The sequence below is a fragment of the Nocardia brasiliensis IFM 10847 genome (genome assembly GCF_000710915.1).
Lineage (GTDB): Bacteria > Actinomycetota > Actinomycetes > Mycobacteriales > Mycobacteriaceae > Nocardia > Nocardia brasiliensis_A.
In genome coordinates this window covers 52,567-63,274 of sequence record NZ_BAUA01000089.1, presented here as the reverse complement: position 1 = coordinate 63,274, position 10,708 = coordinate 52,567, and the positions used below count along the sequence as shown (strand labels likewise).

The following is a 10,708-nucleotide window of genomic DNA, read 5'->3' as shown; positions in this document are numbered from 1 at the left end:
TTGGGGCGAAACGCAATTCGCCGTCGCACTCGCGCATGCCGCCGAAACCGGCGACGCAGCAGCTCCATGCGCCCGCGAGCGAGGCGATGTGCAGTCCGCTCGCGACGTTCTGGTGCAGATCGTGCAGATCGGTGAGCGCGGACTCGACGAAGTAGTCGAAGGCCAGCGACAGATTGCCGACCTCCGCCGCGAGGATCGATTGGGCGCAGGCCGACAGGGACGAATCCCGGACGGTCAACGCCTCGTAGTAGTCGAAGTTCCGTACCTTCTGCTCCGGCGTGAAAGCGTTGGGGCACAAATACATCGCGAGCGTCAGGTCCGCCTGCTTGATCACCTGTTTGCGATTCAGGTCGAAATACGGATAGTGCAGCAGCAAGGGGTAGCGATCGGCCGGAGTCGCGGCGAAATCCCAGCGCAGATAGCGGGTGAACCCCTCGGACTGCTCGTGTACCCCGAGTTCGTCGTTGTACGGCATCGCCGTCTGCTCGGCATCGGTACGCCAGCGTTCGATCTCGGCCGCCGAGACTTCGAGACGCCGCGCGACGTCAGGGTGCCGTGCGCACGCGGTAGCGGCCCCGCGCAGGTTCCGCTGCGCCATCAGGTTCGTGTAGATGTTGTTGTCGGCCAGCGCCGAGTACTCGTCCGGGCCGGTGACGCCGTCGATCCGGAAGGTTCCGCCCGAATCCCGGTGGCCGAGACCGGTCCACATACGGGCGGTCTCCACCAGCAATTCCACCCCACACTCCCGTTCGAAGCGCTCGTCGCCCGTCGCGGTGACGTACCGGATGGCGGCATCGGCGATATCGGCATTGACGTGCACCGCCGCGGTTCCGGTCGGCCAGTAGCCGGAGCCCTCCTCGCCGTTGATCGAGCGCCACGGGAACATCGCGCCGGGCTGCCCGAGTTCGCGGGCCCGCTGCCTGGCCAGGTCGAGTGTGGTGTGCCGCCAGCGCAGCGCGTCCGCGGCGGCGGCCGGCACCGTGTGGATGAGTACGGGAAGCACGAAAGTCTCGGTGTCCCAGAACGAATGCCCGTCGTAGCCCGGGCCGGTCAGCCCCTTCGACGGGATCGCCCTGGTCTCGCCGCGCGCCCCCGCCTGCAGCACGTGGAACAGCGCGAAGCGCACGGCCTGCTGCATCTCGGGATCGCCGTCGATCTCGACATCCGCACTCGACCAGAAGTCGTCCAGGTAGGCGCGCTGGCGCTCGAGCAGTTCGTCCCATCCGGTCTCCATACCGGCGGCCAGCGCGGCTTCGACCTGCGCGCGCAACGCGGGGGTCGAGCGCTGACCGGACCAGCCGTACGCGAGATATTTCGTCAGGCACACGGTATCGCCGCGGGCCACATCGACCGCGATGGTCAACCGGGCCAGGTCGGCTTCCGCGTGGATCGCGCATCGCGGCGTGGCCGTCGCGGTCAGTTCGTGGTCCATCGCGGCCGCCATGCGCAACTCCGAGCGGGCGGTGTGGTGGGCGAGCACCGCCTGGAAGTCCCGGGCCGCGGCGAAATCGGACACCAGCGGACGGTCCAGCCTTGCCGCGGCCCGCGGGTCGCCGTGCTGGGCCGCCAGCGGTTCGTTGGCGAGCAGATCCGATTGGATCACCAGATCCAGATCGTCGTCGATCGGCTCGACCTCGTAGCGGATCGCCGCCAGGGCCCGCTCGGTGAACGAGACGAGGCGTTGCGAGCGGATCCGGACGGACCGGCCCGTGGGCGAGGTCCACACCGTGCTGCGCCGCAGCGTGCCGGAACGGAAGTCGAGCACGCGTTCGTGGGTCTCGGTGTGGCCGTAGCGCAGATCCATCGGCTCGTCGCCGACGAGCAGTCGGATGATCTTGCCGTCGGTGACGTTGACGACGGTCTGTCCTTGCTCCGGATAGCCGTAACCTACTTCGGCATAAGGCAATCGGCGCTTCTCGTAGAAGCCGTTGAGATAGGTGCCCGGCTCGCCGACCGGCTCGCCCTCGTCCAAGCCGCCGCGCAGGCCGAGGTGCCCGTTGGCCAGCGCGAAGATCGATTCCGTGCGCTTCAACGCGGTCGGATCCAGTCCGCACCACCGCAATTGCCATGGATCCACCTCGAAGCCACGACAATCCGCGGTCACTGCTGCTCCTTCAAATCCGACAGGTCGGCCACGACGACGTCCGCGCCCGCCGCGACCAAATCCTGCCGATGCCTGCCGTCACCGACTCGATCCACACCGACGACGAACCCGAAACCACCCGCGTGCCCCGCCGCCACCCCGGCCACCGCATCCTCGAAAACCGCTGCCGCGTCCGGCTTCACGTCCAGGCGCCGGGCCGCCTCCAGAAAGCCGTCCGGCGCGGGCTTTCCGTGCAGGCCGAGTCGGACCACATCGTTGCCGTCGACCCGGACGTCGATACTGCCGGCGATCCCCGTGACCTGTAGCACCGCAGCAGCATTGGCCGAGGCCGTCACCACGGCCACCCGCAGCCCCGCGGCGCGGACCGCCGCCAGATAATCGACCGAGCTGGGATAGACGTCGACACCTTCGCGCTCGATGAGCGAAAGCAGCAGACTGTTCTTCCGGTTGCCCAGCGCGTGCACCCTTCGCGTGCCCGGCTCGTCGTCCGGCTCGCCCTCCGGCAGCGTGATGTCGCGGGACCGCAGGAACTCCCGCACACCGTCGGCACGCGGTCGGCCGTCGACGAAGCGCAGATAGTCGTCACTGGAGAACGGCACGAAATCCGGCCCACAGCGTTCCCGGAGATAGTCGTCGAACACTTCCCGCCAGGCCCGCTGGTGCACCGCCGCGGTATCGGTCAGGACCCCGTCGAGATCGAACAGCGCCACCGAGATCGCATCGGGCAAACCCACGCGGCTACCCCGGCCGTCCCTTTCAGAGGTCATAGCAGGGCGATACCCCGTTGCGCCACCGGAAAACCCGGGTGGCGGGCGACCACGCCGGCGGACCGCATAGTCGACCGCCTTCCGGGTATCGCCCCACCATGGTCGCCACGATCGATGAGCTGCTGCACGCACTGACCCGAGCCGTCAATGCGCTGGCCGCGGCGGATGTCAAGTTCGCGGTGGCCGGCGGCTGCGCCGTGTACGCGCGCGGCGGACCGGCTTCGCAGCACGATGTCGACATCTTCGTCAAACCGCAGGATTGCGACAAAGCGGTGCGCATCCTGGCCGAAGCCGGCCTGCGGGTGTGTGACCCGCCCGAGGACTGGCTACGCAAGGTCTACGCGGGCGAGGTCTTGATAGACGTGATCTACCGGCCGAACTACCGCGACGTCACCGACGAACTGCTCGACCGCGCGACCCCGATGCGGATCGGCCCGACCTCCGCGCCCGTGGTCAGCGGCACCGATCTGATGGTGGACAAACTGCTGGTCTTCGATGCACACCGGCTCGACTTCGCCCCGCTGCTGCACATCGCGCGTGACCTGCGCGAGCAGATCGATTGGCCCGCGACCCGCGCGCAGACCGAAAGCTCGCCCTACGCAAGGGCATTCCTCGGCCTGATCGACGATCTCGGCATCACCGACACCGGAAAGGTGGAATAGATGGAGCAGCCGCAATACCTGGTGGCGCACCTGCGCCGCGCCCTCGCCGAGGACCCGCGCACCGCGGAACTCGGTGTGCACGTGACGATCCGCGGCGACGTGGTGGCCCTCGACGGCGAAGTCGCCACCGCGGAACGCAAACGACAGTTGGAAACCGTGGTCCGCGAAGAGCTTCCGCAGGCCCGCATCCACAACGACGTCCGGGTCACCCCGCCGGGCGGCCCCGGCGTCAGCGAGGCCCTGGGCTCTGTCGACACCGGAAGGAGTTGAGCCGCATGCGGATAGCCGCCGTCGGCGATGTACATCTCGGCGTCGACTCGCACGGACTGTGGCGCCCGACGCTGCGCGAGTTGCCCGAGCACGCCGATATCCTTTTGCTGGCAGGCGATCTCACGCGCCACGGGACCGTCGAGGAAGCCAAGGTGGTCGCGACCGAATTCGCCGAACTCGGCGTGCCCGTCGTCGCGGTGCTCGGCAACCACGACTATCACAGCGACGCCGAAGACGAGATCACCGCGCTCCTGGTCGAGCACGGTATCACCGTGCTCGAAGGCAGCTCCGTCACGTTCGACGTGCACGGCCGGACCCTCGGCGTCGCGGGCACGAAAGGCTTCGGCGGGGGTTTCGCCGGAAAGTGCGCGAGCATCTTCGGTGAGCGGCAGATGCGCGATTTCTCCTGCCACACCGTCGCACTGGCCGATTCGCTCGCCGCGGCGCTGGCCGAGCTCGACACCGATGTCACGATCGCGCTCACCCACTACTCCCCCGTCAGCGACACCCTGCACGGCGAACCGCGGGAGATCTACCCGTTCCTCGGCTCGTACCTGCTCGGCGAAGCCATCGATGCGCACGCCGCCGACCTGGCCTTACACGGCCATGCCCACGCGGGGACCGAGCGCGGTACCACCCCTGGCGGGATCCGGGTGCGCAATGTGGCCCAACCGGTACTCCGGGCCGCCTACGCCATCTACGAGATCGCCTGACGGCGGCGGCCTAGCCCAGCTCGGATTCGTCGGTACGCGCGCGCTTCAACTCGGCGAAGGCGGGGCACGCCGCCAATACCGTTACGGCGTCGAACAGTTCGACCGCGCGCCGTCCCCGGGGCACCGACGACAGCACCGGCCCGAACACCGCCGCGCCATCGATCTCGATGATCGGCGTGCCCACGTCGGGTCCCACCGCCGCCGTCGCCTGGCGGTGGCTGCGGCGGACCGCGTCGTCGAATTCGGTGGTGTACGCGGCCGCCAGGACGCTTCGCGGAGCGCCGATGGCGGCCAGCGATTCCTCGATGATCTGCTTGCGGTCGCGCATACGCGCATGGTGGAAACGCGTCCCGAACTCGGTGTAGTAGCGGTCCACCAGGGTCGGGTCATCGCGCGCCGCGAGGGCCGCCGCCGCCCGCACCGGCGGCCACCCGTCGGCCAAGCGCGCCCGGTACTTCTCCGGCAGATCGGGATTATCGGCGTTGAGCACCGAAAGACTCATCACCCGGAAGCGGCGGTCGAGCGGGCGGAATTTCTCCACCTCCAGCACCCACCGGGACGCGATCCAGGCATAGGGACAGATCGGGTCGAAATAGAATTCCACCCGGGCAGGACTCGGCTCCGTCTCGTGACTCAACCGACCTCCTTCCGGATTTCCATGGCGGGCAGGAACTTTCGCATCTCTCGACCGTAGGTCGCGGCGACGGTGCGCGCAATCGCCCGTGGTGCCCGCACCGCGCGCACGCAACCGCCGCACCCGCTGTCGTGGCGTGCGACGATCGGTCCGCTGGCCGACACAAAGCCCTGACTTCCCGCCGGGCGGTACCTACGCTCGCCCTCGAGTAGCTCGGAATCGCAAGGGATTGGGGGAGCATATGTTCACCGGACGCACACTCTGGCCGTCGAATCAGCCGATCGCCGCGCCTGCCTTGACGGTCTTCGACAACCGGCTGGTACTGGTCTGGTCGACGCAGAGCGGCACCATGTACGCGGCGTCGGGAATGGAAGCCGACGGAGTCGTCGACGCGAAACCGCTGCCTGCGGATTTCAGTCTGCAACGCCCGGCCTTGGCCGCCCATGCACAGACCGGCCTGCTCTACCTCGGCTATACCCGCACCGACGGCAACATGTGGCTCGCGTGGTCGCACAACGGCCTCGACTATCACGACCGCCGGCAGTGGCTGGAACCGCCGATCGGCGGGCCGGCGATGCAGTCCGACAACGTCTCGATGTGGTTGACCTACACCGCCCAGCGCGATCTGCGGGTCAACGCGGTGCAATCACAGAATCCGCCGTTCAGCCAGTACGGGCGCAGCCCCGAACCTGCCGAGCAGAGCGTGGACACACCCGGACTGGTGATCCGGCCCGACAAGGGCGTGCTGCTGGCGTGGACGGGCATGGACAGTGCGAACAATCTGAACGCGCGCTATATCGGCGTCAACGTGCCGCCCGGCCGCGCCACCTTCAGCGACCGGCTCATCGGCGGCCCGAATCTGTTCTCCCTCGGCGGCCGCTACGTAGCGGGATACACCGGCAAGAACACCAACCTCTACTTCCTCTTCGGTGTCGACAACCTGAACGAGGGGCAGACCGAGCGGTGGAAGTTCGCCGATACCAGCCCCTGGCCGCCCGCGGTCGCGACCGTCAACGGCGTCACCTACGTCGCCTGGTTCGGCACCGACGGGCAGAACACACTCCACTTCGCCGACCTCGGCTCCATGCCGACGATCTACCGCGGCGGCAGCGGCTAGGCAGAACCTGGGCCGGGGACCGCACTGGGGAGCCGCAGATCCCGGCACCGGCTCAGGTTCGGCTATGGTTGGCGCTTGTGACCGTGCGAGTCGAGGCACCACGCAGGCGAGGCATCGCCGTCGTGTTCGCGGCGTCCGCGCTGTTGCTCGCCCACGCACTGTTCATGTGCGTGCTCGGCCTGCCGAACCTCTCCGGTACCGCGCCGGCCCTGGTGGCCGCGGAGCAGACCCTCGGTACGACCCACCACGCCCAAGCTCCCACCGACGCGCACGATCAGGGCTGCCTCATGAGCATCCCGCAGCGCGCCGCCGAGCCCAGCGCCACGACCACCGCCGTCGACCTCGACCACGCTGACGCACAAGCGAATCCGAGCCGGCCGTGGCTCGCCGGCTGGGGAACGTGGCGGATCGCCGCCCCCGACGGACGCGGCATTCTGCGAAATCTCTGTATCGATCGCTGCTGACGGCTGACCCCGTCGGCCGCCGGATCTCGGCGCGCCGGCCCGCGGGTTCGTCCGATACAGCACGGCATCCCGGATGCCGCTTCGACGCTAGGAGATCGCTCATGTGCAGTGCCGTTGTCGATCGTGTCGTCTTGTCCGCCAACCATCTTCACCCCCGGGAGCAGAGCCGCCGCCGACCGGCGACCCTCGTCGGGGACACCCCGGTGCTCTGGATCGGGGAACCGTTCGCCACCGCGGGCCACGGATTCTGGGCCAAACTCGAAGCCCACAACCCCGGCGGGATGAAGGACCGCCCCGCGCTGCACATGGTCGAACGCGCCATCGCGCGCGGCGCGCTGCGGCCGGGCGCCGGGATCGTCGAATCGACCAGCGGCACACTGGGTTTGGGGCTGGCGCTGGCGGGAATCGTGCATCGCCATCCGGTCACATTGGTCACCGATCCCGGGATGGAGCCGATGCTGCGGCGCATGCTGGCCGCCTACGGCGCCACCATCGACGTGGTCACCGAGCCGAGCCCCGTCGGCGGCTGGCAGCAGGCCCGTCGCGATCGGGTCGCGCGACTGCTTGCCGCGCAACCCGATTCGTGGTGCCCCGACCAGTACAACAACCCCGACAACGTCGATGGCTACCAGTCGCTGGCCTTGGAACTGCTCGCCCAGCTCGGGCACATCGATGTCCTGGTGTGCTCGGTCGGCACCGGCGGACATTCGGCCGGGGTCGCGCGGGTGCTGCGCCGCTTCCAACCGGAGCTGCGCCTGGTCGGCGTGGACACGATCGGGTCGACCATCTTCGGGCAACCCGCCGCGAGCAGGCTGATGCGCGGGCTCGGCTCGAGCATCCATCCGGCCAATGTCGACTATCCGGCCTTCAGCGAGGTGCACTGGGTGGCCCCGCACGAAGCGGTCTGGGCGGCACGAACGTTGGCCTCGACGCATTATTGCAGCGGCGGGTGGAGCGTCGGCGCGGTGACCCTGGTCGCGGGCTGGCTGGCCCGCACCGAACCGGCCGGCACCCGGATCGCGGCGGTGTTCCCGGACGGGCCACACCGCTACACCGACACCGTCTACAACGACGACTATTGCGCCGAGCACGGGCTTTTCGATCAGCCGGTGCCGACCGAACCCGATCTGGTCGACGATCCGCACGCGCAGGTGGTGCGGCACTGGACGCGCTGCACCACCGTCGTCGCGCCGACCGCGGCGCTCGCCCGATGAGCGGATGGTGGCGCCGCTGGGCCGCTTTCGACCGGCCGAGTCAGGTGCTGATGGTCAATCAGTTCGGCATCAATCTGGGTTTCTACATGTTGATGCCCTACCTTGCCGCGCACCTGTCGAGCGGACTCGGGATGGCGGCGTGGACGGTCGGACTCGTGCTCGGCGTGCGGAATTTCGCCCAGCAGGGCATGTTCCTGGTGGGCGGCACCCTCGCCGACAAGTTCGGCTACAAGCCGCTCATCGTCACCGGATGTGCTTTGCGCACCGCGAGTTTCACGCTGCTGGCGCTGGCGGACACCTTGCCCGCCGTGCTGATCGCCGTGGCCGCGACCGGTTTCGCCGGTGCACTGTTCAATCCGGCCGTGCGCGCCTATCTCGCCGCGGACGCCGGGGCCGAACGCCGGGTGGCGGCCTTCGCGATGTTCAACATCTTCTATCAGGCGGGCATTCTCGCTGGGCCGCTGGTGGGTTTGGCGTTGACGGCGTGGGACTTTCGCGCCACTGCGGGGGTGGCCGCGGTCGTGTTCGCCGCCCTCACCGCCGTTCAGCTGCGCTGGCTGCCCACCCGTGACCTCGATCGTGCGGGCGAGGGCGCCTCGGTGCTCGCCAATTGGCGTACGGTGCTGCGCAATCGACCGTTCCTGTTGTTCTCGATCGTCATGGTCGGCTGTTACGTGCTGTCCTTCCAGGTGTACCTGGCGCTGCCGTTGCAAGCCGGAATCGTCAGCGGCTCAGCGCAGTCCGGTACCGGGCTGATCGCGGCGATCTTCGCGGTCAGCGGCGTCGTCGCCCTCGCCGGCCAGCTGCCGGTGACCGGCTGGCTCGCGCGGCGCGGCGGCTCCGGTCGCGGGCTGGTGGTCGGCATGGCGATCATGGCGGCCGCTTTCGTGCCACTGCTGTGTGCACCGAACACGGGGGTAGTCGGCGGCAAACCGGTCGCCGTGGCCGCCCTTCTGCTCTGCGCCGCACTTCTCGCCCTGGCGAGCGCGGCTGTATTCCCCTGTGAGATGGACACTGTCGTCACGCTCGCGCGCGGCCGGATCGTGGCCACCCACTACGGTTTCTACAACACGATCGTCGGTACCGGCGTCCTGCTCGGCAATCTCACCACCGGCGCTCTCTTCGACGCGCTCACCGAATCCGGTCGCCCGGCGTTGATCTGGACCGTCCTCACGGTGATCGGCGCCGGCTGCGCGGTGGCGCTGTGGGTGCTGAACCGGTCCGCTACACCGGCCCCGACACGCGTCGCGGCCGGAACGGAGGTCCCCGCACGCCGCTGACTCGACGCACCCCTTCCGCGTTCCCGCACACCCGTTCCGACGTGGCGCAGCGGGTGCGGGAACTCAGAAGGGGTGCGGCTGCTTCGGATCGCCCGGCTACTCGACGGAACGGACGTGCAGGACGCGGAAGCGCTCAGGTTCCGCCGGGTCCCGATCGACGACCTGGATCGGCGCACCCGGCCACTGCCAGACATTCAGGCCGGGTACGCGAGCGAAGCCGATCGATCCGCGGGTGCCTTCGACGGCCACCCCGGACCACGACCCGCCCGCGTCGCGCGTACGCAAGACCTCGGCGAGAACCATGATCGTGTCGTAGCCCTCGAAAGCGACGAACGAGGGTGCCGTCCCCAACCGTCCACGCAGCCGGGGCTCGACCTGGTCGCCGCGGGCGCTGAGCCGTTGCGGCAGGTAGCGCAGGAACGGAATTCCGGCTCCGGCGTCACCCAGGGCCTTCGTCCATTCGGGAAACTCCGGCTGCCCGGCCGGGGCGCCGAGCAGAATCTCGTCCAGCCGCGAATCACGCCGGACGGCTTCGACGATCGGCACGGCCGGATCCGGATGGCCGACCAGCAGGAGCAGGGCGGTCGCGCCCTGCTCGACCAGCACGTCGCACAGCGCCGCCGGGGCGAGCACTCGGGTATCGAGTTCGAGCACGGTACCGCCGCGGGAGGCGAAGTACTCCCGCAGGATGCGCGTTCCCGCAGCCCAGTAGACGCTGGGCTGGGTGGCTACCGCGATGCGGTCGCGCCCCGCGCGGAGCAGGAAATCCGCGTACGTCTGCCAGCCATGCGATTGTGGTGGGGCCAGCCGCGCGACCCGGTCCGTCGGCTGCTCGACGAGTTCGTCGAGGACCGCGGACGAGCACAGAAACGGCAGGTCGAGCGCGTCGGCGCGCGCAGCCACGGCACGCGCGACCACGCTGTGATACTCCCCCGCCAGAGCCGCCACGCCGAGGTGAGCGAGTTCGTCGACAGCCGCGACGGCCCGCTGCGGATCCGCCGCGGTATCGCGGACCACCAGCTCGAGCGGTCGTCCGAGGATCCCGCCCGCGGTATTGATGTCCTCGACCGCCAGCTCGAGACCCGCGAGCAGGTGCGCGCCGGCTTCGACCCAACCGGGCCGGGTGCGGGGAACGAGAGCGCCGATCCGGACGAACCGCTGCGCCGGACGTACCTGGGTGACCATGCCGGATAATTCATCCACGACCACCAACCCCGGGCAACAGAATTACCGGCATACCGCATGGTTCGTCCCGGCGGCCGTCGGCGGCGGCTGCATGACGACCGGCATACAGATCGTCCATTGCCGCTGACCGGGATCGCGGCGGGGGGCGGGGTCGAAGCTCAACGCCGTCACCCCACCGGCGACCAGCCCCAGTACCGCCGCCACGCCCAGTATCGGGCGAACGAATCTGACCCTGGATGGTTCAGCCAGCTCCCGCACATGCCGACGGTGCGATCGCGACCACCACCAGATCAGTACA

11 protein-coding genes are annotated in these 10,708 nt (G+C 68.8%); 7 read left to right on the top strand and 4 right to left on the bottom strand.

Annotated elements, in window-relative coordinates; all coding sequences use genetic code 11:
* Both NBRGI_RS19410 and NBRGI_RS19405 read right to left on the bottom strand, forming a co-directional pair.
* Window positions 1–2,104 (bottom strand): glycoside hydrolase family 65 protein (locus NBRGI_RS19410; protein ID WP_029898296.1); only part of this gene is annotated, 2,104 nt, incomplete at its 3' end.
* Entirely contained in the window at window positions 2,101–2,871 is a 771-nt protein-coding gene (locus tag NBRGI_RS19405) for a beta-phosphoglucomutase family hydrolase (protein ID WP_029898294.1), read from the bottom strand. The genes NBRGI_RS19410 and NBRGI_RS19405, both read right to left, overlap by 4 nt.
* Before the next feature lie 98 nt (window positions 2,872–2,969).
* Between NBRGI_RS19405 and NBRGI_RS19400 the strand changes: the two genes are divergently transcribed.
* Genes NBRGI_RS19400 through NBRGI_RS19390 form a run of 3 tightly spaced genes read left to right on the top strand, consistent with a single transcriptional unit; the run spans window position 2,970 to window position 4,516 of the window.
* On the top strand, window positions 2,970–3,533 hold the full coding sequence (locus NBRGI_RS19400) for a nucleotidyltransferase family protein (RefSeq protein WP_029898292.1): 564 nt from the start codon (window positions 2,970–2,972) through the stop codon (window positions 3,531–3,533).
* The gene (locus NBRGI_RS49160; protein WP_029898289.1) at window positions 3,534–3,803 is read left to right on the top strand and encodes a BON domain-containing protein; all 270 of its coding nucleotides are present in this window, start codon (window positions 3,534–3,536) and stop codon (window positions 3,801–3,803) included.
* 5 nt (window positions 3,804–3,808) lie between these two features.
* On the top strand, window positions 3,809–4,516 hold the full coding sequence (locus NBRGI_RS19390; protein WP_029898287.1) for a metallophosphoesterase family protein: 708 nt from the start codon (window positions 3,809–3,811) through the stop codon (window positions 4,514–4,516).
* A 10-nt stretch (window positions 4,517–4,526) separates the two neighbouring features.
* Here NBRGI_RS19390 and NBRGI_RS19385 read toward each other — a convergent pair whose 3' ends face one another.
* The gene (locus tag NBRGI_RS19385; protein ID WP_029898285.1) at window positions 4,527–5,153 is read right to left on the bottom strand and encodes a mycothiol-dependent nitroreductase Rv2466c family protein; all 627 of its coding nucleotides are present in this window, start codon (window positions 5,151–5,153) and stop codon (window positions 4,527–4,529) included.
* Between the two features lie 238 nt (window positions 5,154–5,391).
* On the opposite strand from NBRGI_RS19385, the gene NBRGI_RS19375 reads away from it, so the two are divergent.
* From NBRGI_RS19375 to NBRGI_RS19360, 4 genes are all read left to right on the top strand, one after another.
* A complete protein-coding gene (locus tag NBRGI_RS19375; protein ID WP_029898283.1) occupies window positions 5,392–6,267 on the top strand; it encodes a hypothetical protein in 876 nt (291 codons plus the stop codon).
* Between the two features lie 77 nt (window positions 6,268–6,344).
* Window positions 6,345–6,731: a hypothetical protein gene (locus NBRGI_RS19370; RefSeq protein ID WP_029898281.1), complete on the top strand. Its 387-nt coding sequence runs from the start codon at window positions 6,345–6,347 to the stop codon at window positions 6,729–6,731.
* Between the two features lie 101 nt (window positions 6,732–6,832).
* A complete protein-coding gene (locus NBRGI_RS19365) occupies window positions 6,833–7,945 on the top strand; it encodes a PLP-dependent cysteine synthase family protein (protein WP_029898279.1) in 1,113 nt (370 codons plus the stop codon).
* Window positions 7,942–9,225 (top strand): MFS transporter, encoded by a 1,284-nt coding sequence (locus NBRGI_RS19360; protein WP_029898277.1) that lies wholly within the window; start codon window positions 7,942–7,944, stop codon window positions 9,223–9,225. Before NBRGI_RS19365 ends, NBRGI_RS19360 begins: the two co-directional genes overlap by 4 nt.
* A gap of 96 nt (window positions 9,226–9,321) precedes the next feature.
* Here the strand turns inward: NBRGI_RS19360 and NBRGI_RS19355 are convergent, their stop codons facing one another.
* Window positions 9,322–10,428 (bottom strand): ABC transporter substrate-binding protein, encoded by a 1,107-nt coding sequence (locus NBRGI_RS19355; RefSeq protein WP_235211014.1) that lies wholly within the window; start codon window positions 10,426–10,428, stop codon window positions 9,322–9,324.
* Window positions 10,429–10,708 lie beyond the last annotated feature (280 nt).